Source organism: Streptacidiphilus alkalitolerans (assembly GCF_042511045.1).
Lineage (GTDB): Bacteria > Actinomycetota > Actinomycetes > Streptomycetales > Streptomycetaceae > Streptacidiphilus > Streptacidiphilus alkalitolerans.
Map to the genome: position 1 here is coordinate 26,118 of NZ_JBHEZX010000030.1, position 22,592 is coordinate 48,709.

At 72.5% G+C, this 22,592-nt stretch carries 19 protein-coding genes and 1 rRNA gene; 11 read left to right on the top strand and 9 right to left on the bottom strand.

The genetic code is table 11. The features are described from left to right. Window positions 1-67 precede the first annotated feature (67 nt). From ACEZDG_RS37120 to ACEZDG_RS37130, 3 genes are all read right to left on the bottom strand, one after another. Complete coding sequence (locus ACEZDG_RS37120; protein ID WP_380519231.1) at window positions 68-1,414, bottom strand: HRDC domain-containing protein; 1,347 nt, start codon at window positions 1,412-1,414, stop codon at window positions 68-70. A gap of 120 nt (window positions 1,415-1,534) precedes the next feature. Next, window positions 1,535-2,254, bottom strand: a complete 720-nt coding sequence (locus tag ACEZDG_RS37125; RefSeq protein ID WP_380519234.1) for a LuxR C-terminal-related transcriptional regulator — start codon at window positions 2,252-2,254, stop codon at window positions 1,535-1,537. Between the two features lie 256 nt (window positions 2,255-2,510). After that, window positions 2,511-3,161, bottom strand: coding sequence for a DUF3000 domain-containing protein (locus ACEZDG_RS37130; protein WP_380519235.1), 651 nt, complete (start codon window positions 3,159-3,161; stop codon window positions 2,511-2,513). Between the two features lie 114 nt (window positions 3,162-3,275). On the opposite strand from ACEZDG_RS37130, the gene hemE reads away from it, so the two are divergent. Then, window positions 3,276-4,346 (top strand): uroporphyrinogen decarboxylase, encoded by a 1,071-nt coding sequence (hemE, locus tag ACEZDG_RS37135; RefSeq protein ID WP_380519269.1) that lies wholly within the window; start codon window positions 3,276-3,278, stop codon window positions 4,344-4,346. 64 nt (window positions 4,347-4,410) lie between these two features. Here the strand turns inward: hemE and ACEZDG_RS37140 are convergent, their stop codons facing one another. Beyond that, window positions 4,411-5,505 (bottom strand): DUF4349 domain-containing protein, encoded by a 1,095-nt coding sequence (locus ACEZDG_RS37140; RefSeq protein WP_380519237.1) that lies wholly within the window; start codon window positions 5,503-5,505, stop codon window positions 4,411-4,413. A gap of 142 nt (window positions 5,506-5,647) precedes the next feature. On the opposite strand from ACEZDG_RS37140, the gene hemG reads away from it, so the two are divergent. Together hemG and hemQ are read left to right on the top strand one after the other, a co-directional pair. Continuing rightward, window positions 5,648-7,087 carry a protoporphyrinogen oxidase gene (hemG, locus tag ACEZDG_RS37145; RefSeq protein ID WP_380519238.1) on the top strand — a complete coding sequence of 480 codons (1,440 nt, stop codon included), beginning with the start codon at window positions 5,648-5,650 and terminating at the stop codon, window positions 7,085-7,087. After that, window positions 7,084-7,788 carry a hydrogen peroxide-dependent heme synthase gene (hemQ, locus tag ACEZDG_RS37150; protein ID WP_380519240.1) on the top strand — a complete coding sequence of 235 codons (705 nt, stop codon included), beginning with the start codon at window positions 7,084-7,086 and terminating at the stop codon, window positions 7,786-7,788. Before hemG ends, hemQ begins: the two co-directional genes overlap by 4 nt. Before the next feature lie 31 nt (window positions 7,789-7,819). Here the strand turns inward: hemQ and ACEZDG_RS37155 are convergent, their stop codons facing one another. Further along, entirely contained in the window at window positions 7,820-8,197 is a 378-nt protein-coding gene (locus tag ACEZDG_RS37155) for a hypothetical protein (RefSeq protein ID WP_380519243.1), read from the bottom strand. A gap of 206 nt (window positions 8,198-8,403) precedes the next feature. Here ACEZDG_RS37155 and ACEZDG_RS37160 point away from each other — a divergent pair, with 206 nt between their 5' ends. Then, a complete protein-coding gene (locus tag ACEZDG_RS37160) occupies window positions 8,404-9,885 on the top strand; it encodes a phytoene desaturase family protein (RefSeq protein ID WP_380519245.1) in 1,482 nt (493 codons plus the stop codon). A gap of 12 nt (window positions 9,886-9,897) precedes the next feature. On the opposite strand, the gene msrB is transcribed toward ACEZDG_RS37160, so the two are convergent. The 4 genes from msrB to ACEZDG_RS37180 form a co-directional block, all read right to left on the bottom strand. Further along, entirely contained in the window at window positions 9,898-10,308 is a 411-nt protein-coding gene (msrB, locus tag ACEZDG_RS37165) for a peptide-methionine (R)-S-oxide reductase MsrB (protein ID WP_380519247.1), read from the bottom strand. Between the two features lie 15 nt (window positions 10,309-10,323). Beyond that, entirely contained in the window at window positions 10,324-11,721 is a 1,398-nt protein-coding gene (gene murC / locus ACEZDG_RS37170; protein WP_380519249.1) for a UDP-N-acetylmuramate--L-alanine ligase, read from the bottom strand. A gap of 113 nt (window positions 11,722-11,834) precedes the next feature. Further along, window positions 11,835-12,302, bottom strand: a complete 468-nt coding sequence (locus ACEZDG_RS37175; protein ID WP_380519251.1) for an indole-3-glycerol phosphate synthase — start codon at window positions 12,300-12,302, stop codon at window positions 11,835-11,837. Between the two features lie 97 nt (window positions 12,303-12,399). Further along, complete coding sequence (locus tag ACEZDG_RS37180) at window positions 12,400-13,167, bottom strand: pyrimidine reductase family protein (protein WP_380519254.1); 768 nt, start codon at window positions 13,165-13,167, stop codon at window positions 12,400-12,402. Window positions 13,168-13,326: 159 nt separating this feature from the next. Here ACEZDG_RS37180 and zapE point away from each other — a divergent pair, with 159 nt between their 5' ends. The 7 genes from zapE to ACEZDG_RS37215 form a co-directional block, all read left to right on the top strand. Then, window positions 13,327-14,298 carry a cell division protein ZapE gene (gene zapE / locus ACEZDG_RS37185; protein ID WP_380519270.1) on the top strand — a complete coding sequence of 324 codons (972 nt, stop codon included), beginning with the start codon at window positions 13,327-13,329 and terminating at the stop codon, window positions 14,296-14,298. A 105-nt stretch (window positions 14,299-14,403) separates the two neighbouring features. Further along, window positions 14,404-16,524, top strand: coding sequence for an excinuclease ABC subunit UvrB (gene uvrB / locus ACEZDG_RS37190; RefSeq protein WP_380519257.1), 2,121 nt, complete (start codon window positions 14,404-14,406; stop codon window positions 16,522-16,524). A gap of 92 nt (window positions 16,525-16,616) precedes the next feature. Beyond that, entirely contained in the window at window positions 16,617-17,195 is a 579-nt protein-coding gene (locus ACEZDG_RS37195) for a TerD family protein (protein WP_380519259.1), read from the top strand. A gap of 222 nt (window positions 17,196-17,417) precedes the next feature. After that, window positions 17,418-18,440, top strand: coding sequence for a TerC family protein (locus ACEZDG_RS37200; protein WP_380519261.1), 1,023 nt, complete (start codon window positions 17,418-17,420; stop codon window positions 18,438-18,440). Between the two features lie 63 nt (window positions 18,441-18,503). Further along, on the top strand, window positions 18,504-21,215 hold the full coding sequence (locus ACEZDG_RS37205; RefSeq protein WP_380519263.1) for an ATP-binding protein: 2,712 nt from the start codon (window positions 18,504-18,506) through the stop codon (window positions 21,213-21,215). Between the two features lie 148 nt (window positions 21,216-21,363). After that, window positions 21,364-22,065 carry a hypothetical protein gene (locus ACEZDG_RS37210; RefSeq protein WP_380519265.1) on the top strand — a complete coding sequence of 234 codons (702 nt, stop codon included), beginning with the start codon at window positions 21,364-21,366 and terminating at the stop codon, window positions 22,063-22,065. 424 nt (window positions 22,066-22,489) lie between these two features. After that, window positions 22,490-22,592, top strand: a 16S ribosomal RNA gene (locus tag ACEZDG_RS37215); the annotation flags it as partial.

Consider the following 22,592-nt stretch of genomic DNA (forward strand, 5'->3'; position numbering starts at 1 on the left):
TAGTAACTAGCTTGCCCATACCGGACCGGTCCGGGGCCCCAGGAGTGGCCGGGGTCACGTCCCCGGCTCAGTTGCCGGGCGCCTGGGTACGGTTCGCCGCCACGGCGGCACGGGCCTCGGTGAAGGCGTGGGAGAGCACCGGGGCAGCCAGTTCCACCTGCCAGGCCCGGGCGCCGAGGCCGCGCAGCGCCGTGCCGACCGCCTCGGGGCCGCCGTCGCCGGGCGTGGTCCAGGAGACCCGGCGCACCAGTTCCGGCGAGAGCAGGTTCTCCTGCGGCAGGTTCAGCGACTCGGCCAGCGTGCCGACGGCCGCGCGGGCGGCCGACAGCCTGGCCGCCGCCAGCGGGTCCTTCTCGGCCCAGGAGCGGGGCGGCGGCGGGCCCTCGTGCGGGGCGGACGGCGGCGGGAGCTGCGCCTCGGGGATGGCCCGGGCCGCGTCCAGGGCGGCGAACCACTGCTCCAGCGCCCGGCGGTGCACCCGCGGGCCGAAGCCGGGCAGGGCCTGCAGCGCCTGCAGGTTGACCGGCATGGCCAGGGCGGCGGCCACGATCGCGGCGTCGGAGAGGATCCGGCCGGGGGAGATGTCGCGCTCGCGGGCCACCCGGTCCCTGGTCTGCCACAGTTCCTTGATCGCGGCGAGCTGGCGCCGCCTGCGCACCTTGTGCACCCCTGAGGTGCGGCGCCACGGGTCGACCCGGGGCGGCGGCGGGCCGGCCGCGGCGATGGCGGCGAACTCCTGCTTGGCCCACTCCAGCTTGCCCTGGTCGGCGAGCTCCTGCTCCAGTGCGTCCCGCAGATCCACCAGTACTTCGACGTCCAGTGCCGCGTAGCGGAGCCAGGGCTCGGGCAGCGGGCGGGTGGACCAGTCGACGGCGGAGTGGCCCTTCTCCAGGGTGAAGCCGAGCACCCCCTCGACCATCGGGCCGAGGCCGACCCTCGGGAAGCCGGCGATCCGCCCGGCCAGCTCGGTGTCGAACAGCGAGGTGGGGTGCATGCCCAGCTCGGCCAGGCAGGGCAGGTCCTGGGTGGCGGCGTGCAGCACCCATTCGGTGTCGGCCAGCGCCGCGCCCAGGGAGGACAGGTCGGGGCAGCCGACCGGGTCGATCAGGGTGCTGCCGGCGCCCTCGCGGCGCAGCTGCACCAGGTAGGCGCGCTGGCCGTAGCGGTAGCCCGAGGCGCGTTCCGCGTCGATCGCGACCGGGCCGGTTCCGGCGGCGAAACGGGCCACGATCGCGGCGAGGGCGGCGGCGTCCGCCACCACCGGGGGGATGCCCTCGCGGGGTTCCAGCAGCGGGACCGGACCGACGGCCTCCAGCGCGTCAACCACACCGGTGGTCCCAGCCGCAGGCGGGGGAGTGGTGAGCGCTGGGGTGGCTTCTTGGCTGTCGGTGGTGGTTTCTGGGGCGTCGGTCACGCGCCAAGCCTACGCCCGTGCGCCCCCGCGCCCGCCCGTGCGTGAGCACGTGAACATGGCTGCGCCCCGGCGGTCCGAGGAGGAGGAACGTTCCCTCGGACAACCGGGGCACAGGGCGTACTAGTGGATGATTCCGGTACGCAGCGCGACGGCGACCATGCCGGCCCGGTCGCCGGTGCCCAGCTTGCGGGCGATCCGGGCCAGGTGGCTCTTCACGGTCAGCGCGGACAGGCCCATCGCGACCCCGATGGCCTTGTTGGACTGCCCCTCGGCGACCAGTCGCAGCACCTCGACCTCACGGCCGGACAGCTCGCGGTAGGCGGGCGGCGGGGGAGTGCCGGGGACGCCGGGGGCCGCGCCCGGCGCGGCGCCGGGAGCGCCGGGGATGCCGGGGCGGCGCAGGTGGCCGGGCAGCTGCCGGCCGTTCATGCCCGGCGCGCCGGCCATGCCGGGACGCTGCGGCAGTCCGGCGTTGACCCGGGTGCCGGTGACCACGTAGCCCTTGACGCCGCTGGCCAGGGCGCTGCGGACGGCGCCGATGTCGTCGGCGGCGGAGAGGGCCAGGCCGTTCGGCCAGCCCGCGGCACGGGTCTCGGCGAGGATCGCCAGGCCGGAGCCGTCCGGGAGGTGGACGTCGGCCACGCAGATGTCGCGGGGGGTGCCGACCCGGGGACGGGCCTCGGCGAGGGAGGAAGCCTCGATCACGTCGCGAACGCCCAGTGCCCACAGTTGGCGGGTGACGGTGCTGCGTACCCGGGGGTCGGCAACGACAACCATCGCGGTGGGCTTGGTCGGACGGTAGGCGACCAGGTTTGCGGGGTGCTCCAGAAGAACAGACACCAGGCCTCCTGAGGGGATGGCGCGGGGACCCGGGCGGGTGCTGATGGGGTGGGGTCCTCGTGTGGAAAGGGTCACTGACTGCTTCGGCATGAAACGTGCCCGGCTTTAGCGAAAGATCACGATTGAGTGAGTATCAAATCGGGCACAACGCGCATTTTGACCAGCTCGACCGAGCGTAAGTCACCCTAAAGTGATCAAAAGCGGTCGACACGCCGAACGCCTGACCGAAATCCTCGGTAGTCGGGTCAGCTGTTCATCAGACCGGGCGTCGCCGGGTGGGCATGGGCACCACACCGCCGGAACGCGCCGCCGCCGGCTCCGGCACCCCCGGCGCCGGAGGAAGCCCCGCGCACAGGCACAGCAGCTCGCACCAGGCCCGCAGATGCTCGGCGAAGCCCGCGGCGGAACCGGGGGCCCCGTCCTGCACCGGCGTCCAGGAGGCCCGGATCTCGATCTCGGTCGAGGTCTCCCGCTCGGCCAGCGCGCCGAAGTAGTGCGAGGAGCAGCGGGTGACCGTGCCGCTCGGCTCGGTGAAGCGGGCGCCCTGCTGCTCCAGGGCGTCCATCAGCCAGGACCAGCCGACGTCGGAGAGCAGCGGGTCGTCGGCCATCTCGGCCTCCAGCTCGGCGCGCCCCAGCGAGACCAGCCGGAACTCGCCGTCCCAGGCCTCGTGGCCGCCCGGCTGGTGCAGCAGGACCAGGCGTCCGTCCGCCAGCTCCTCGCCGTCCACCTCGATCGTCGCGGTCAGCGCGAAGGCGTACGGGGCCAGCTTCCGGGGCGCCGGGGTGTCGCCGATCACCACCTCGGGACGCAGCCGCGCGCCGCGCAGTGCCTCGACAGCCTCCCGGAAGGCCGGGGGAACGCCGGGCGCTCCGTCCTCGCTTGGGTCCCTGCTGACGGCTGCCATGTCGGAAGACTAGGACGCTGGCACCTTCCCGTCGCGGAGGCACCACGGGCGCGGCGTGGGCCGGGTTCGCCGCGTGCGAGGATTTGCACCGTGAGCGAGAGTGTGAGTGGGACCGTGACCGAGAACAGCAACCGAAGCACCGGGCCGACCGGGGCGCTTCACGACTCCGCGTTCCTGCGCGCCTGCCGGGGGGAGGCGGTGCCGCATACGCCGGTGTGGTTCATGCGCCAGGCCGGGCGGTCGCTGCCGGAGTACCTGAAGGTCCGTGAGGGCATCGCCATGCTCGACTCCTGCATGATGCCGGAGCTGGTCAAGGAGATCACCCTGCAGCCGGTGCGCCGGCACCAGGTGGACGCGGCCATCTACTTCAGCGACATCGTGGTGCCGCTCAAGGCCATCGGCGTGGACCTGGACATCAAGCCGGGCGTCGGCCCGGTGGTGGCCAACCCGATCCGCGACCGGGCCGGTCTGGCCCAGCTGCGCGCGCTGGAGCCGGACGACGTCTCCTATGTCACCGAGGCCATCGGCCTGCTGGTGGCCGAGCTGGGCGCGACCCCGCTGATCGGCTTCGCCGGGGCCCCGTACACGCTGGCCAGCTACCTGGTCGAGGGCGGCCCCTCGAAGAACCACGAGAACACCAAGGCGCTGATGTACGGCGACCCGGAGCTGTGGCAGGAGCTGCTGGACCGGCTCTCCGGGATCACCGCCGCGTTCCTCAAGGTGCAGATCGAGGCCGGCGCCTCCGCGGTCCAGCTGTTCGACTCCTGGGTCGGCGCGCTGGCCCCGGACGACTACCGCCGCTCGGTGATGCCGGCCAGCGCCAAGGTCTTCGAGGCGGTCGCCGGGTACGGCGTGCCGCGGATCCACTTCGGCGTGGGCACCGGCGAGCTGCTCGGCCTGATGGGCGACGCCGGCGCGGACGTGGTCGGCGTCGACTGGCGGGTGCCGCTGGACGAGGCCGCCCGCCGGGTCGCCCCCGGCAAGGCGCTGCAGGGCAACCTGGACCCGACCCTGCTGTTCGCCCCGGAGGCCGTGGTCCGCGCCAAGGCCGACGAGGTGCTGGCGGCGGCGAAGGCGAGCGGGCGCGGGCACATCTTCAACCTCGGCCACGGGGTGCTGCCGAGCACCGACCCGGACGCGCTGACCAAGCTGGTCGCCCACGTGCACGAGCGCAGCGCGGTCTGACGGTCCGCGCGCAGGGGTGCCGCCGCCCGGTTCCTCCGAGCGGCGGCGCCCGGTCGCCGACGGGTCAGTCCTCCGGCTCCGGCTCCTGGAGCAGCGGCTGCCGCTCCGGCGCCGGCACGGTGCGCCGCCGGAGCAGCAGCCGCACCAGCCAGGCCAGCACGGCCAGCGGCACCAGGAACGGCAGCGAGGCCGCCAGCGCGATCAGCAGGGCCCGTACCGTCTCGTACAGGGCGTGCCAGCCGTCCTTCAGCGCGCCGAGCACCGAGAGCCCGCCGCTCTTCGACCCGGCGGCCGGGGGCGGCACCGCCTTCGAGTACAGCTGCAGGGTCACCGTGGACATCGCGGTCTGCGACTGCAGCGCGGCCAGCTGCGACTCCAGCGACTCCAGGTCCGCCTGACGCTGGGTCAGATCCTGCTCCAGCGCGGTGATGTCGGCGATGCTCTGGGCCCGGTCCATCAGCGCCCGGACCCGGGCCACGCTGGCCTGCTGGGTCTTCACCCGGCTGCTGGTGTCGACCACCTGCTGGGTGACGTCCTGGGCCTGGCGCTGGTGCGCCAGCACCGTGCCCAGCTTCAGCAGCTGCTGGTACACCCGGTCGTAGGAGTCCACCGGGATCCGCAGCACCAGCTGCGCCGACTCGCCGCCGACCGCGTCGGGCTGCGGCAGCGGCCGGGACGCGGCGCTGCCCACCCCGGTGTCCCCGGCCGGCGCCTGGTCGGCGTAGGGCTCGGGCAGCAGGCCGTCGCTGCCGGCCACCTCCGAGTCGATGAACCCGCCCGCCGCGCTCACCAGCTGCTCGGCGCTGGCGACGGCGGCGTCGACACCGTCCGCGCCGCCGCTCCCCCTGGTCCGCAGCTGGATCTCGCCGGTGTAGATGATCGACCGGCCGGTCGGGGCGTTCGGCGTGACCTTGGTCCCGGTCCCGGCCTTGCCGGCGGTGCCGGTGCCGCCCGGAGCCGCGTCGGAGCCGGCCGCGTTCCTCGCCGCGCCGCCGTCCGCCGCCTGCGGCGCGACCGCGGCCTTGCCCCCGGCACTGGAGTTGCTGTGCCCACCCGCGGCACCGCAGCCGCCCAGCGCCAGCCCTGCCGCCAGTACCACCGCCGCCAGTGCCGCGCCCTTCCGTCTGTGCGCGCCCCCTGTGCCCGCCGTAGCGCCCATGGTGTCCCCTCCCGCTGTACGGCCCGCCCCTCGCGGGCCGATCTGCGGATTGGACTCGGCCGGGCGGGGGCGGGTTCCGGACGGTGCGTCACATCAGGGTCTCGATCCGGAGTCGGAATCGCGCTGTGGGAGAGTGAAAGGCATGCACAGCAGCGCTGATGGGACCCCCGCACGCCCCCGGGTGATCGTGATCGGCGGCGGCATCGCCGGTCTCGCCGCCGCCGCCCGCCTCAGCGGCGCGGACGGCAGTACACCGAGCGCCACCGTGGTCCTGCTCGAAGCCGGGGACCGGCCCGGCGGCAAGCTCCGCAGCGGCGAGCTCGCGGGCATCCCGGTGGACCTGGGCGCGGAGTCGATGCTGGCCCGCCGTCCGGAGGCGGTGGCGCTGGCCCGCGCCGTCGGCCTCGGCGAGGCCCTGCAGCCGCCGGCCACGGCCAGGGCCGCGATCTGGACCAGGGGCGAGCTGCGCCCGATGCCCACCGGCCACCTGATGGGCGTCCCCGGCGACCTGGACGCGCTGGCCGCCTCCGGCGTGGTCTCGGCGCAGGGCATGGCCAGGATCGCCGAGGACCTCACCCGCCCCCCGGCCGAGGTCGCCGACGACGTCGCGGTCGGCGCCTACATCGGCGAGCGGCTCGGCCGCGAGGTGGTCGAACGGCTGGTCGAACCGCTGCTCGGCGGGGTCTACGCCGGGCACGCGGACCAGCTCTCGCTGCGCGCCGCCGTCCCGCAGCTGCTGCCGCTGGCCCGCCGCGGCGGCTCGCTGATCGAGGGGGTGCGCGCGCTGCAGGCGGCGGCCCCGGCCAACCCGGCGCCGGTGTTCCAGGGCATCGACGGCGGCATCGGGCGGCTGCCGCTCGCCGTCGCCGAGGCCTGCCGGGCCGCCGGGGTCGAGCTGCGGATGGGCACCGAGGCGCGCGCGCTGCGCCGTACCGCCGAGGGCTGGAGCGTCCGGACGGATACGGCCGAGCTGACCGCCGACGCCGTGGTGCTGGCCGTGCCCGCGCCGGTCGCCGCCCGGCTGCTCGCCGCCGAGGCCCCGGCCGCCGCGGCCGAGCTGGCCGCCGTCGAGTACGCCGGGATGGCCCTGGTCACGCTGGCCTTCCAGCGCTCCGAACTGGGGCGGCTCGAAGGCAGCGGCTTCCTGGTGCCGCCGGTGGACGGCCGGGCGATCAAGGCGTCCACCTTCTCCAGCAACAAGTGGCGCTGGCTCGCCGAGGCCGCCCCGGACAGCTTTGTGCTGCGCACCTCGGTCGGCCGCCACCAGGAGGAGCAGGACCTCGACCTGGACGACGCCGAGCTGGTCGCCCGCTCGCTCCGGGACCTGGGCGCGGCGGCCGGCCTGGCCGCCGTCCCGTACGCGAGCACGGTCACCCGCTGGCGCGGCGGGCTGCCGCAGTACCCGGTGGGCCACCTGGACCGGGTGGCCCGGATCGAGAAGCTGACCGCCGAGCTGCCGGGCCTGGCCCTGTGCGGCGCGGCCTACCAGGGGGTCGGCATCCCGGCCTGTGTGGCCAGCGGCTGGAAGGCGGCGGACCTGGTGCGGGGAGCACTCACGGCGGAGGGGAGAATGTCCGCATGACCGAGAGCACCGAACCCACGAAGAAGGCACGCGACCTCAACAAGGTCATCCGGTACACCCTCTGGTCGGTGTTCCGGCTGAAGGACGTGCTTCCGGACGACCGCGGCGTCCACGCCGCCGAGGTCGAGGAGCTGTTCGCGCAGCTCGCCGAGAAGGACGTCACCGTCCGCGGCACCTACGACGTCTCCGGGCTGCGCGCCGACGCCGACCTGATGATCTGGTGGCACGCCGAGAACAGCGACGACCTGCAGGAGGCGTACAACCGCTTCCGCCGCACCCGGCTCGGCCGCGCGCTGGAGCCGGTCTGGTCGAACATGGCGCTGCACCGCCCGGCCGAGTTCAACAAGTCGCACATCCCGGCGTTCCTGGCCGACGAGACCCCGCGCGACTACATCTGCGTCTACCCCTTCGTCCGCTCGTACGAGTGGTACCTGCTGGAGGACGCCGAGCGCCGCCGGCTGCTGATGGAGCACGGCATGCTGGCCCGCGGCTACCCGGACGTGCGGGCCAACACGGTCGCCTCGTTCGCGCTCGGCGACTACGAGTGGCTGCTGGCGTTCGAGGCGAACGACCTCTACCGGATCGTGGACCTGATGCGCGACCTGCGTGCCTCGGAGACCCGGCTGCACGTCCGCGAGGAGGTGCCCTTCTTCACCGGGCGCCGCAAGCCGATCGCCGACCTGCTGGCCGGCCTGGCCTGACGGCCGGTCACATCGCCGCCAGGAGCAGACCCTAGGCGGCGCGGCGCCGTTCGCGCTCCCGCACACCGCTGTCCCGGAACCGCACCGGGACGGCGGTGCGCACCGGGCCCGCCGCGGGCCCCGGGCGTGCGTTCACCGCGAGCGAGACCACCGCTCCGACCGCGAACAGCGCCAGCGGCCACAGCAGCGGCGGATACGCTCCGGTCTGGGTCCCCTTGATGCTGTCGTCGGCCCAGTCGAGCGTGGCCGCGCCACCGAGCAGCAGGTTCAGCAGCAGCGCCGCCGCCATCATCCGGTTGGCGCCCCGTCGGCGCCGGGTCCTGGCCGCGCACCACAGCTGGCGCACCGCCGCCGCGCCCACCGCCGCGCCGGACACCGCGAACTCGGCGTACTCCAGATCGATGCTCATCCCGCACCTCCGGAAAGCGAGAGGAGCCGGGTCCCCCGCACCCGGCTCCATAACGCTGAGCATGTCTCGCCTTCCGACAGCGGGGAAGAGGCCGCCGCGATTCTCAGAGCTAGATTTGAGCTTTGCCTGAGCCTGTTGTGCCACTTGCCCGCATGGGTCCCATTCGCCCCTCGCGTCGGCGTCGCGGCCTGTGTTTTGCTGGCCCGGTGCCCCGACTCCCGCGCAGCAGCGCCACGGCCCCCGGCGACGCCGCCGTCATCGGTTCCGGCCCGAACGGTCTGGCCGCCGCCGTCACTCTGGCCCGCGCCGGGCTCAGGGTCACCGTGTACGAAGCGGCCGACAGCTACGGCGGCGGACTGCGCTCGGTGCCGCTGTTCGAACCGGACGTGGTCCATGACATCTGCGCCGCGGTCCACCCGATGGCCGCCGCCTCGCCTTTCATGCGCGCCTTCGACCTCCCGGGGCGCGGCGTCCGGCTGCTCACCCCCGAGCTCTCCTACGCCCATCCGCTCGCGGACGGACGTGCGGCCCTGGCCTGGCGCGACCTGGCCGCCACCGCCGAGGGGCTCGGCCCGGACGGGCCCGCCTGGACCCGGCTGATGGCCCCGCTGGCGGCCCGCAGCGGCGAACTGGTCGAGCTGCTGCTCTCCGACCTGCGCCACCCGCCGCGCGGCCCGGCCGCCCCGCTGCTGCTCGCCCCCAGGGTGCTGCGGCACGGGACCCCGCTGGCCCGGCTGCAGTTCCGCGGCGACCTGGCCCCGGCCCTGCTGGCGGGGGTGGCCGCCCATGTCCTCGGCCCGCTGCCCAGCGTCCCGGGCGCGGGGGTCGCCCTGCTGCTCGGGCACCTCGCCCACACCAGCGGCTGGCCGGTGCCCGAGGGCGGCAGCGCGAGCATCGCCCGGGCCCTGGCCGACGACCTGCTGGCCCACGGCGGCAGCATCCGCACGGGGGTCCGGATCCAGCGCCTGGACCAGGTCCGCCCGGCCGGGATCGTGCTGGCCGACCTCGGCCCGCGCGAGTTCCTGCGGATCGCCGGACCGGAACTGCCCGCCCGCTACGCCCGGGCGCTGGCCGCCGTGCGGTACGGCCCCGGCGCCGCCAAGACCGACTTCCTGCTCTCCGAGCGCGTCCCCTGGACCCATCCGGAGCTGCACCGGGCCGGGACCCTGCACCTCGGCGGCACCCGGGCCGAGGTCTTCGCCCAGGAGAGCCGCAACGCCCGGGGGATCCGCTCCGACCGGCCCTTCGTCCTGGTGATGGACCCGGCCGCGGCCGATCCCGGGCGCGGCCGGCCGGGCGCGTACCCGCTGTGGGCCTACGCCCATGTCCCGCACGGCAGCCCGGAGGACGCGGCGGAGACGATCACCGCGCTGATCGAGGAGCACGCCCCCGGCTTCCGCGACACCGTGCTGGCCCGGCGCTCGCTGACCACCGCGCAGCTGGAGCGCTACAACCCCAACTACGTCGGCGGCGACATCGGCGCCGGCGCGATGACGCTCCGTCAGTCCGTGCTCCGCCCGGCCCCCCGCTGGAACCCGTACCGGACCCCGATCCGCGGCGCCTACCTCTGCTCGGCGTCCACCCCGCCGGGGCCCGGGGTGCACGGCATGCCCGGCTACCTCGCCGCCCGCACCGCGCTCCGCGACGAGCTGGGCATCCGCATCCCCCGGGTGCCGTTCAGGGCCTGACCCTCCGGCTTGCTAGCCCTCGGTCGGGCGCAGCTTCAGCGAGATGCTGTTGATGCAGTAGCGCTGGTCGGTGGGGGTGCCGTAGCCCTCACCCTCGAAGACGTGCCCCAGGTGCGAGCCGCACTTGGCGCAGCGCACCTCGACCCGGCGCATGCCCATGGTGGTGTCTTCGATGTACTGCACCCGGTCCTCGGCGAGGGGGGAGAAGTACGAGGGCCAGCCGCAGTGGCTGTCGAACTTGGTCTCCGAGCTGAACAGCTCGTTGCCGCAGGCGCGGCAGGAGTAGACGCCCTCGGTCTTGGTGTCGGTGTACTCACCCACGCCGGCGCGCTCGGTGCCGGCCTGGCGCAGGACGGCGTACTCCTGCGGGGTCAACTGCGCACGCCACTCGGCGTCGGTCTTCTCGATCTCGTAGGACGACATGGCGGGACCTGCCTTTCAGGCGAGGGCGAGACGGGCGAGGATCTCCGGGCCGAGATAGGTCACGTCCCCGGCGCCCATGGTGAGAACAAGGTCCCCCTCCTTGGCGATTCCCGCGATCAGGTCCGGGACGTCCGCCAGGGAGTGGGCGTGGGTGGTGTCCGCGCCGTGGGCGCGGGCGGCGTCGACCACCAGGGCGCTGGTGATGCCGGGCACCGGGTCCTCGCGGGCCGGGTAGATGTCGAGCACGACGACCGCGTCCGCGTGCGACAGCGCCTCGCCCATCTCCGCGCCGAGCTGCTGGGTACGGCTGAACAGGTGGGGCTGGAACACCACCAGGACCCGGCCGCCGCCGGAGGCCTCGTTGATCGCCTCCAGGTCGGCGGCGATCTCGGTGGGGTGGTGCGCGTAGGAGTCGATCACCTGGACGCCGCGCACCTCGCCCTTGAGCTGGAGCCGGCGCCGGACGCCCTGGTAGCTGCCGAGCGCCTCCGCGAGCTCGGCGGCCGGCACGCCCAGGGCGATCCCAGCGGCGAGCGCGGCGACGGCGTTGTGGGCGTAGTGCCGTCCCGGCACGGACACCGTGAAGGCCAGCTCGACGCCCTGGTGCAGCACGGTGACCTCGCTGGTCATCCCGCGCGGGGTGATCCGGAGGATCCGCAGGTCGGCGGCCTCGGACTCGCCCACCCCGACGATCCGCAAGTCCTCGCGCCCGGCGACCTTGGCGGCGAGCTCGGCCGCGCCGGCGTGGTCCACGTCCAGGACCAGGGTGCCGCCGGGGGTGATCCGGGCCACGAAGGCTTCGAAGGCTTCGAAGATCTCGTCCATGGAGGCGAAGTTGGCGTGGTGGTCCAGTTCCACGTTGAGGACGATGGCGACCTCGGGGGAGTACTTCTGGAAGCTGCGGTCGCTCTCGTCCGCCTCGGCCACGAAGATCTCGCCGGTGCCGTGGTGGGCGTTGCTGCCGGGCTCGTTGAGGTCGCCGCCGATGGCGAAGGACGGGTCCAGGCCGAGCGCGGTGAGGCTGACCGCGAGCATGCTGGTGGTCGTGGTCTTGCCATGGGTGCCGGCCACGGCCAGGCCGCGGTGGCCGCTCATCAGCGCCGCCAGCGCGTCGGCGCGGTGCAGCACCGGCAGGCCGCGCTGCTGTGCCGCGACCAGCTCGGGGTTGTCGGCGCGGATGGCGCTGGAGACCACCACGCAGCTGGCCCTGGCCGGGAGGTGCTCGGCGGCGTGCCCGACGAAGACCTCCGCGCCGAGCTGCTTGAGCGCGAGCACGACGGTGGACTCCTTGGCGTCGCTGCCGGAGACCTGGGCCCCGCGCAGCGCCAGGATCTTGGCGAGGCCGGACATGCCCGCGCCGCCGATCCCGATGAAGTGCGGTGCGGCAAGGGGGGCGGAGGCGGGGGACGTCACTGGTGCTCTCCCGTGGTCGGGTGCTGGCGGGGCGGTCAGGCATGATTCTGCCAGTACCGGCCGCACGGACCCGTCCTTCCGGGCCCGACCTCCCGGGCCCGGTTCTGGCAGGCTCAGTCCTGCTGGGCGAAGAGCTGCAGCACCGGCACACCGACCTTGTGCCTGGCCTGCGAGGCCCAGTCGCGGTGGAACAGCCCCTCGATCCAGTGCGGCGCGGCGAGCACGATGACCTCGTCCGCCTCCACGTTCTCCACCAGCGCCTTGAGATCCTCCAGCGGGTTCTCGTCCACCACCCGCCCGGTGGCGGTCGCCCCGGCGGTGCGCAGCCCCTGCAGCGTGTGGTCGAGGCCGGCCGCGGCGGCGCTCACCGCGTCCTCGCCCTGCGGCTCCTCGCGTTCGTGCGCGGCCCGGTCGAGATAGCCGAAGGCCACGTCGTCGACCGCACGCAGGAACTCGTCCTGCTTGCCGCGCGGCTGCATCAGGACGTGGAAGGCGACCTGCTCGTCGCCGTGCAGCGTGGTGATCAGCTCGATGTCGGCATCCGAGAGAGCCTTCTCGATCAACAGTACGGTCGTGAACACGCGCGTCCCTTCTCGTTCCGGTTCCCCCGGCCCCACTGGTTGTCCATCCTGCCCGTTGAGGAGGGAATACACCTGCTACCCGGAAGATCTGCTTCCGCTAGTCGGCGGGGTTCACGCTACGGGCGTAGCGGGCGAAGAGGAAACCTTTCTCCTCAAGCAGCGAAACAAGATCCATCCGCTCCGCCAGTGCCGCGGGGCCATGGGAGATCCTAGGGGCGTCGCCGGCCGCGAGCAGCGGCGCCAGCGAGAGGCACAGCTCGTCCAGCACTCCGGCGGCCGTCAACTGGCCCAGCAGACCCGGGCCGCCCTCGGTCAGCAGCCGGGTCCAGCCGCGCTCGGCCAGTGCCGCGACCGCGGCCGCCGGGTCCACCCGCTCGTCCCCGGCGATCACCACGTCGGCCACCTGCCGGGCCGCCCGCAGCGCGTCGGCGGGGGCGCTCGCGGCGGTGACCACCAGGGTCGGCACCAGCGGCTCGGTGAACAGCGGGGACTTCAGGTCGAGGTCGAGCCGGCCGGTCACCACGGCGATGGCAGGCACCGCGGCCTGGCCGTTCGCCTCCCGGGCCGCGGCGAACTCGGCCCGCGCCCGGGCCGGGCGGTAGCCCTCGGCGCGTACGGTCTCCGCGCCGACCAGCACCACGTCGGCGAGCGCGCGCAGCACGCCGAAGATCCGCTTGTCGGCCTCGGAGGACAGCCCGTCGGACAGCCCGTCCAGCCGGGCCGCGCCGTCCAGGCTGGAGACCATGTTGGCGCGCAGCCAGGGCCGGCCGCGGGTGACCGCCTCGGGGTAGGCGTACGCCTCGGCCAGACCCTGCAGGGTGGTGAGGTCTGTCACATCGGATGCTGTGGGCAGCAGTCGTCGCATAACCAGGAGTCTTCCACGCCCTGCGGGACCGTACGCTTGGGAGCTGTGCCTGCTCCCGCCGACCTCCCCGCCGTCCTCCGCGACGCCGCGACCGAAAGCCAGCCGGACGCCCAGCCGGTCGCGCTGACCTCGCGCCGCCCGGTCGTGCCCGCCGACCGGATGGTCGCCGAAATGGTGCCGCCGCCGCGCTTCCAGGGCGCCCGGTTCAGCAGCTACAACCCGGACCCGGCCCAGCCCAGCCAGGCCGAGGCGGTCCGGGTGCTGGAGGCGTTCGCGGCCACCCTGGACGCGCCGGAGGCGAAGAAGCGCTGGTTCGGCCGCCCCGCCCCGGTCCAGGCCGGCCCGGCCGGGGTCTACCTGGACGGCGGCTACGGCGTCGGCAAGACCCATCTGCTGGCCTCGCTCTGGCACGCCGCACCGGGCCCCAAGGCCTTCGGCACCTTCGTGGAGCTGACCAACCTGGTAGGCGCGCTCGGCTTCCAGCAGGCCGTCGCGGCGCTGTCAGGACACAAGCTGCTCTGCATCGACGAGTTCGAACTGGACGACCCGGGCGACACCGTGCTGGTCTCCACTCTGCTCAGCCGGCTGGCCGAGGCCGGGGTGAAGCTCGCGGCCACCTCCAACACACTGCCGGGCAAGCTCGGCGAGGGGCGTTTCGCCGCCGCCGACTTCCTGCGCGAGATCCAGGGCCTGTCCTCGCGCTTCCGCAGCGTCCGGATCGACGGCCAGGACTACCGCCACCGCGGCCTGCCCGAGGCCCCGGCCCCCTACTCGGACGCCCAGGTCGGGGCGGTGGCCGCCCGGCTGGGCGGCGGAGCCTCGCTGGACGGCTTCGAGGAGCTGCTCGCGCACCTCGCCGCGGTCCACCCGAGCCGCTACGGGGCGCTGCTGGACGGCGTCGGCGCGGTCTGCCTGACCGGGGTCGTCCCGGTCCAGGACCAGAGCACGGCGCTGCGCCTGGTGGTGCTGGCCGACCGGATGTACGACCGGGAGCTGCCGGTGGTGGCCTCCGGGCTGCCGTTCGACCGGATATTCAGCGAGGAGATGCTGAACGGCGGCTACCGCAAGAAGTACCTGCGCGCGGTGTCCCGGCTGGTCGCGCTGGCCCGCGACAGCGCCGCGGTGGCCTGAACCGGGCCCCCGCCCCGGCTTGCGGAGGCCCCCGTCCCGGCCCGGCGGTAGCCCGGCGCAGGGAACCGCCGGGAATTGTCAGTGGCAGGTCGTACGGTTGACTGCGTGAGACCCATCACCGATCTTGAGCGATCCGTGGCGCCCTTCGAGGTCGTCAGTCCCTACCAGCCCAGCGGCGACCAGCCCACCGCCATCGCCGACCTGGAAAAGCGCATCCGTGCAGGTGAGAAGGACATCGTCCTGCTCGGCGCGACCGGCACCGGCAAGTCCGCCACCACCGCGTGGATGATCGAGAAGCTCCAGCGGCCCACCCTGGTGATGGCGCCGAACAAGACCCTGGCCGCGCAGCTCGCCAATGAGTTCCGCGAGCTGTTCCCCAACAACGCGGTCGAGTACTTCGTCTCGTACTACGACTACTACCAGCCCGAGGCGTACATCGCGCAGACGGACACCTACATCGAGAAGGACTCCTCCATCAACGAGGAGGTGGAGCGGCTGCGCCACTCCGCCACCAACTCGCTGCTGACCCGGCGCGACGTCATCGTGGTCGCCTCCGTCTCCTGCATCTACGGCCTCGGCACCCCGCAGGAGTACGTCGACCGGATGGTCCGGCTCAAGGTCGGCGAGGAGGTCGACCGGGACGCCCTGCTGCGCCGCTTCGTCGACATCCAGTACACCCGCAACGACGTCGCCTTCACCCGCGGCACCTTCCGGGTCCGCGGCGACACCATCGAGATCTTCCCGGTGTACGAGGAGCTCGCGGTCCGGATCGAGATGTTCGGCGACGAGATCGAGGCGCTGACCACCCTGCACCCGCTCACCGGCGAGGTGATCACCGAGGACCAGGAGCTCTACGTCTTCCCGGCCTCGCACTACATCGCCGGCCCGGAGCGGATGGAACGCGCCATCAACGGGATCGAGGAGGAGTTGGAGCAGACCCTCGCCACCTTGGACAAGCAGGGCAAGCTGCTGGAGTCCCAGCGGCTGCGGATGCGCACCACCTACGACATCGAGATGATGCGTCAGATCGGCAGCTGCGCGGGCATCGAGAACTACTCCCGGCACATCGACGGCCGTGATTCCGGCACCGCGCCGAACACCCTCATGGACTACTTCCCCGAGGACTTCCTGCTGGTCATCGACGAGTCCCATGTCACCGTCCCGCAGATCGGCGCGATGTACGAGGGCGACGCCTCGCGCAAGCGGGCGCTGGTCGAGAACGGCTTCCGGCTGCCCTCGGCGATGGACAACCGCCCGCTGAAGTGGGAGGAGTTCCTGGAGCGGATCGGACAGACGGTCTACCTCTCCGCCACGCCCGGGAAGTTCGAGCTCTCCCGCGGCGACGGCCAGGTCGACCAGATCATCCGGCCGACCGGCCTGATCGACCCGGAGGTGGTGATCAAGCCCACCGAGGGCCAGATCGACGACCTGATCCACGAGATCCGGCTGCGGGTGGAGAAGGACGAACGGGTCCTGGTCACCACCCTCACCAAGAAGATGTCCGAGGACCTCACCGACTACATGCTCGACCTGGACATCCGGGTCAGGTACCTGCACAGCGACATCGACACGCTGCGCCGGGTCGAGCTGCTGCGCGAGCTGCGGGCCGGGGAGTACGACGTCCTGGTCGGCATCAACCTGCTGCGCGAGGGCCTCGACCTGCCCGAGGTCTCCCTGGTCGCCATCCTGGACGCGGACAAGGAGGGCTTCCTGCGCTCCGGCACCTCGCTGATCCAGACCATCGGCCGCGCCGCCCGCAACGTCTCCGGCCAGGTGCACATGTACGCGGACCGGATCACCCCGGCGATGGAGAAGGCCATCGAGGAGACCAACCGCCGCCGCGACATCCAGATCGCGTACAACACCGAGCACGGCATCGACCCGCAGCCGCTGCGGAAGAAGATCGGCGACATCCTGGACTCGATCGCCCGCGAGGACATCGACACCGGCGAACTGCTGAGCACCGGCTACCGCCAGCCGGGCGGGGTCAAGGGCGGACGGGGCAGCAAGGCGCCGGTCCCCGCGCTGGGCGCGGTCGGCAAGCGCGGCGCGGCCGACGCCAAGGGCCTGCCGGCCGCCGAGCTGGCCGACCTGATCGCCGAACTGACGGAGCGTATGCACAATGCCGCGGCCGAGCTGCAGTTCGAGGTGGCCGCACGGTTGCGCGACGAGGTCAACGAACTGAAGAAGGAGCTCCGCCAAATGCGTGAGGCGGGAATGGCATGACCGCAGTGCCCGCTGTAGCCGGGGAATGCGTAAGGTTTGTCGAGGGACGACCGAGCGACGGCTGAACGTCCGGAACGGGGAGGGTGCGCACCATGTCGGTGAGTCTGAACAAGGGTCAGAGCGTCAGCCTGAAGAAGTCGGGCGGCGGTGAGCTGACGGTCGTGCGGATGGGCCTCGGCTGGCAGGCCGCTCCGCGCAAGGGCCTGTTCGGCCGCCGGGCCCGGTCGATCGACCTGGACGCCTCGGCGGTGATGTTCGGCGAGCAGAACCTGGTCGACGTGGTCTTCTTCCAGCACCTGGTCAGCAATGACGGGTCGGTCCGGCACACCGGCGACAACCTGACCGGCGGTGCGGGCGGCGAGGACGACGAGTCGATCCTGGTGGACCTCTCCCGGGTCCCCGAGAACGTCAAGCAGATCGTCTTCACGGTGAACTCCTACACCGGGCAGACCTTCCAGGAGGTCGAGAACGCCCACTGCCGCCTGGTGGACGAGTCCAACGGGCAGGAGCTCGCCCGCTACAGCCTCAGCGGCGGCGGTGCGCACACCGGCCAGGTGATGGCCAAGGTCCAGCGGGACGCGGCCGGCGGCTGGCAGATGTCGGCCATCGGCGCGCCCGCCCGCGGCCGGACCTTCCAGGACATGCTTCCGGCTATCCAGCCGTACCTCTGACGTTCTCCTGGCGTGCCTCCGGGCATGACCTTTACCGCTGTTTTACCGTCTCTTGGGGAAGATGGGAGCTCGGAGGGGAGTACTCCCTAGAACGGCATCTCCGTCAGCACGGCAGCGGATCTGGTCACTGCCCGGAGATGTCGGCCCACCCGGCCGCTTCTGCGGACCGGTGGGCGGAGGAGACCTCCGGCAGGCCGTCACGACCTCCGGAGGCAATCACTCATGCACGTGTCCGTGGCCATGTGGGCCACCACCATCGGGGTGCTGATCGCACTCATCGCCGCCGACTTCTTCATCGGCGGCCGTAAGCCGCACGACGTCTCGCTCAAGGAGGCGGGGGCCTGGACCGTGGTCTGGGTCCTGCTCGCGATCGCCTTCGGCGGGTTCCTCTGGTGGCACTCGGGATCCGAACCCGCCGGGCAGTTCTTCGCCGGGTACATCACCGAGAAGTCGCTCAGCGTCGACAACCTCTTCGTCTTCGTGCTGATCATGGCGAAGTTCGCGGTGCCCAGCATCTACCAGCAGCGGGTGCTGATGGTGGGCGTACTGATCGCCCTGGTGCTGCGCGCGGTCTTCATCGCCGCCGGCGCCGCCATCATCGCCAGCTTCTCCTGGGTCTTCTTCCTCTTCGGCGCCTTCCTGATCTGGACCGCCTGGAAGCTGATCAAGGAAGCCAGGTCGGACGACGACGAGGAGGAGGAGTTCGAGGAGAACCGCCTGCTCAAGGCGGTTGAGCAGCGCTTCCCCGCGACCGACCGCTACCACGGCACCAAGCTCTTCGTCCGGGAGAACGGGCGGCGGCTGATCACGCCGATGCTGATCGTGATGCTGGCCATCGGCACCACCGACGTGCTCTTCGCGATGGACTCCATCCCGGCGATCTTCGGCCTGACCCAGGACCCGTACATCGTCTTCACCGCGAACGCCTTCGCGCTGATGGGCCTGCGCCAGCTGTACTTCCTGATCGGCGGGCTGCTGAAGAAGCTGGTCCACCTCTCCTACGGCCTGTCGGTGATCCTCGGCTTCATCGGCGTGAAGCTGCTGCTGCACGCCCTGCACGAGGCCGGTGCGCACTGGGCCCCGGAGATCGGCATCCCCTTCTCGCTCGGCTTCATCGTCATCGTGCTCGCGGTCACCACGGTGACCAGCCTGCTCGCCTCCCGCAAGGCCGAGCGGCTGGAGTCGGCGCAGCAGGCGGCTCAGGCCCCGGCCGAGGCGGCGCGGCCGGAGCTCGAGCACCGCTGAGAGGCTGAGAGAAGGTGCGCAAGCACCCTGCCCGCCGCGCGGCTCCGCGCTACGCTCACAGTCGTGGCAGAGCGTAAGTACGCAGCTGAGACCGGGTTGTTGCTGGAACGCGACAGCGAACTCGGGGCCGCGCGACGGGCCTTGGCGGACCTCGCGGCGGGCGCGGGCCCGTCCGACCCGGGCGGGCGGCTGCTGGTCTACACCGGAGCGGCCGGGCTGGGCAAGACCAGCCTGCTGGCCGCCGTCCAACGGACCGCGACCGACAGCGGTCTGCTGGCCCTCTCCGCCCGGGGCGGCGAGCAGGAGCAACTGTCCGCCTTCCACCTGGTGCGCACACTGCTGCGGCCACTGCTGGCCCGGGTGGGCGAGCAGCAGCAGCGGGAACTGCTCGGCGGCTGGAACGACATCGTCGGCCCGGCGCTCGGCCTGACCGCCGCCGCCCCGGTCGCCGGAGCCGCTGCCGCCGTCGCGCCCGACCCGCAGGGCGTCCGCGACGGCCTGGACTGGATCGTCACCAACCTCGCCATCCAGCACGGCCCGCTGGTCCTGGTCGTCGACGACGCGCACTGGGCCGATGCCGAGTCGCTGAGCTGGCTGGCCTCCTTCGCCGGACGGGTCGACGAACTGCCGGTGCTGCTGGTGGTCGCCTACCGGCCGGACGAGCTGCCGGAGGTCCCGGCCGCCTTCCGCACCATCGCCGACAGCAACGGCACCAAACCGCTCGGGCTGGCCGCGCTCACCCCGGACGCGGTCGCTGCCCTGGTCAACCGGATGTTCGGAACCCCCGAGGTGCGGACGGACGACGCCTTCTGCCGCGAGGTGTGGGCGGTCACCGGCGGCAACCCGTTCGAGACGGTCGAGCTGCTGGCCAAGGCCCTGGAACGCGGCATCACCCCGGTCGAGGAGTCCTGCCCGCTGCTGCGCGGGCTGGCCGCCGCCAACCGGGGCAGCGGCCTGGTCGCCAGGCTGGAGCGGCTCGGCCACTCCTCGGTGCGGCTGGCCTGGGCGGTTTCGGTGCTCGGCATCCACACCCCGTTGGAACTGGCCGCCTCGGTCGCCTCGCTCTCGCCGTCCGACGCGGCCGACGCCGCCGACCGGCTGCGCGCGGAACGGATACTGACCGGCCATCAGATCCTGGAGTTCATCCACCCGCTGGTCGCCACCTCGGTCTACCGGGGCATCCCCGAGGAGCTCAGGACCGGAATGCACGCCGAGGCCGGCTGGGCCGTGCTGGGCGCGGGCGGCAGCCCGGTCACCGCGGCCCGGCACTGGCTGGAGGTCCCGCCGCAGGGCGACAGCACCCTGGTCGAGCAACTGCGCTCGGCCGCACGGCTGTTCATGCAGGCCGGTGCACCCGAGACCGCGCAGCGCTGCCTGGCCAGGGCGCTCAAGGAGCCCCCGTCCCCGGCCCAGCGGGCCGAGGTGCTGTTCGAACTGGGCTGCTCCACCCTGCTCTACGACCCGGCCGCCACGGTCGGCCACCTGCGGGCGGCGCTGGAGCAGCCGGTGTGCTCGGAGCAGCTGCACGAGGGCATCACCGTGCGGCTGGCCCAGTCCCTGGCGCACAGCAACCACCTGCTCGAAGCGGCATCGACCACGGCGGACGCGGCCGATGCCGCCGACTCGGCGCAGGCCCGGCTGCGGCTGCTGGTCTGGAACTTCATGTGGTGCGCCTTCGACGCCGAGGAGCAGGGCTCCGGCGACCGCTCCCAGCGGCTCGCCGACCTGGCCCTGCTGCTGGAGCGCGAGGAGGAGCGCATCGGCATCGCCGAGCGCTATGTGTTCGGGCTGCGGGCCTGGGACGCCGTGGTCCGCGGCGAACCGGTGGCGACCGCGGTCCACTATGCCGACCTGGCCCAGCAGCAGGGCGGCCTCAGCTGGACCGACCAGGAGTGGGCCTTCGAGGTACCGACCCTGGCCTCGCTCGTCTACATGTTCGCCGACCTGCCGGAGAAGGCGGAGCGGTTCTTCGCCAAGGGCATCGCCGAGTACGAGGAGGCCGGCTGGCGCGGCGCCCACCTCGCCTTCGGACACACCATCCTGGCTTACATCCGCTACCGCACCGGCAATCTGGCCGAGGCCGAGCAGAGCGCCCGCGAGGGCCTGGCGACCGCCAACCGCGTCGGCGAGGGCATCCCGGTGCACTGGTACGCGGTCGGCACGCTGATCGCCGTCCTGCTCGCCAGGGGCGGCGTGGAAGAGGCACGCGAGCTGGCCGAGCGCTACCACTTCCAGGCCCCCTACTCGGCGGCCGTGGTCTTCCCGGACTCGCAGACCGTGCGCGGTGCACTGCTGCTCACCCTGGGCGACCCGGACGGCGCCGTGGCCGAACTCACAGGGGCCGGGGACCGGCTGGACCGCCGGGAGATGAGCAACCCCGGCTGGTGCGGCTGGCAGCGGACACTGGCCGCGGCCCACGCCGCGCTCGGCCACCCGGACCAGGCCCGAACCCTGGCCGAGGACGCCCTGGCCCGGGCCGAGCGCTACGGCACCGCCTCCGCCATCGGCATGGAGCTCCGCTCCTGCGCCTCGTACGCCGAGGGCGAGCGCAAGCTCGACCTGCTGACCCGCGCGCTGGCCCAGTTCGAACGCTGCACCGCCCCGTACGAGCACACCCGCGCCGCCGTCGACCTCGGCCTGGCGCTGCGCGACGCGGGCCGCCCCGAGGAAGCCGCCGAGCAACTGCGCAGCGCCCTGGTCCTGGCCGGGGCCTGCGCCGCCGACCAGCTCGCGACGCAGGTCAGGACCCTGCTCGCGGAGCTGCCTGTGACCTAGCGCGGTAGAGCGCCGCACTCGGCGCGGCACTTGGCGTGGCATTTGGCGTGGCGCAGCGCTTCGCCCAGGGCGCCCAGCACCGCACACCAGTGCGGCACCGCGCCGCACAACGTGGATCCGACGGGCGCGGGCGTGGCACGCTGGGGCCATGAACGAGACGAGGCGGGGCCAGCAGTACACCGTGCCCACCGGTAGGCCGTTCCTGCTCGGCGAGCTGCGCACCAAGCTCGCCGCCATCGAGGGCTCGGTCCGCGCCCTCTACGCGGACGCGCACCCGGCCGAGTTGGAGACGGTGGCCGACGAGACCTACCTCCTCTTCACCATCGCCCGCAATCTCGCCCCGGCGAAGACCTACACGGGCTGCGACCGCCACCCCAACGGTGCCATCGACCCCGAGCCGCCCCAGGGCTGGACCCGCTGCCTGCTCTGCAACGAGGCCCGCCGCCGCGGCACCACGGCGGCCGGCGTCCCGGGGCCCGCGTCCCGCACCAGCAACCTCGGCTACCCGGTCCCGGAGGGCCCGTACAGCTTCGAGCTGCTCAAGCAGCTGCTTCGCAGGACGACGGAGGTGGCCTACGGCCTGTCGCTGCGTTCCAGCGACGCCGAGTTCACGGAACTGGCCGACACCGTGCACCAGTCCTTCATCGTGGCCCGCGAGCTCTCCCGCCCCCGCAACACCTCCGGCTGCGACATCCACCCGGGGGCGCCGACCGACCCCACCGCCGACAACGCCTGCCTCTTCTGCACCGCGGACCGCCGTCGGCGCCTCAACCAGCGCGACGGCGTACCGGTCATGATCGACCGCCTCCCACGCCGCGGGGGCGTGCGCCCCCGGCGCAGCCTGCCGTAACGACCTCGGTTTGCGGGTGGGTGACGGGTCGCGTAGTGTTCTTCGAGTTGCCCTGCAGACAGTTGTGGCGACGAAACCCCTGATCAGATGGCATGGCTCTGTTTTGCTGTGCCGCTTTTCAGGGAATTAGCGGAATTGGCTTGTACAGCAGGAATCCGCTAAGCTGAGAAACAGAACGAAGCGCCCGGAGGGTCGGTGTGAAAGCCGCCTGAAGGAAGTGTCCGTTCCTTGAGAACTCAACAGCGTGCCAAAAGTCAACGCCAAATGTTGATACCCCGTCCAGCTGCTTTTGTGGTGGTTGGTCGTGGTTCCTTTGGGAAAAAATAGAGTAGTAAACACTAGCGAGGACGCAGTGCACAGGGTCGGCTATTCCGCTGGCTGCTGTGCCGCTCAACGCGGGTGCTTTCCGGATATCCGGATGACATTCACGGAGAGTTTGATCCTGGCTCAGGACGAACGCTGGCGGCGTGCTTAACACATGCAAGTCGAACGGTGAAGCCCTTCGGGGTGGATCAGTGGCGAACGGG

What these genes read in the sequence shown, in the direction of transcription:
- ACEZDG_RS37130 (WP_380519235.1), bottom strand. Translation starts at nt 3,161, where the DNA reads ATGGCAGCCGTCAGCAGGGACCCAAGCGAGGACGGAGCGCCCGGCGTT.
- ACEZDG_RS37140 (WP_380519237.1), bottom strand. Translation starts at nt 5,505, where the DNA reads ATGGGCGCTACGGCGGGCACAGGGGGCGCGCACAGACGGAAGGGCGCG.
- hemG (WP_380519238.1), top strand. Translation starts at nt 5,648, where the DNA reads ATGCACAGCAGCGCTGATGGGACCCCCGCACGCCCCCGGGTGATCGTG.
- hemQ (WP_380519240.1), top strand. Translation starts at nt 7,084, where the DNA reads ATGACCGAGAGCACCGAACCCACGAAGAAGGCACGCGACCTCAACAAG.
- ACEZDG_RS37155 (WP_380519243.1), bottom strand. Translation starts at nt 8,197, where the DNA reads ATGAGCATCGATCTGGAGTACGCCGAGTTCGCGGTGTCCGGCGCGGCG.
- msrB (WP_380519247.1), bottom strand. Translation starts at nt 10,308, where the DNA reads ATGTCGTCCTACGAGATCGAGAAGACCGACGCCGAGTGGCGTGCGCAG.
- ACEZDG_RS37180 (WP_380519254.1), bottom strand. Translation starts at nt 13,167, where the DNA reads ATGCGACGACTGCTGCCCACAGCATCCGATGTGACAGACCTCACCACC.
- zapE (WP_380519270.1), top strand. Translation starts at nt 13,327, where the DNA reads ATGGTCGCCGAAATGGTGCCGCCGCCGCGCTTCCAGGGCGCCCGGTTC.
- ACEZDG_RS37195 (WP_380519259.1), top strand. Translation starts at nt 16,617, where the DNA reads ATGTCGGTGAGTCTGAACAAGGGTCAGAGCGTCAGCCTGAAGAAGTCG.
- ACEZDG_RS37200 (WP_380519261.1), top strand. Translation starts at nt 17,418, where the DNA reads ATGCACGTGTCCGTGGCCATGTGGGCCACCACCATCGGGGTGCTGATC.
- ACEZDG_RS37210 (WP_380519265.1), top strand. Translation starts at nt 21,364, where the DNA reads ATGAACGAGACGAGGCGGGGCCAGCAGTACACCGTGCCCACCGGTAGG.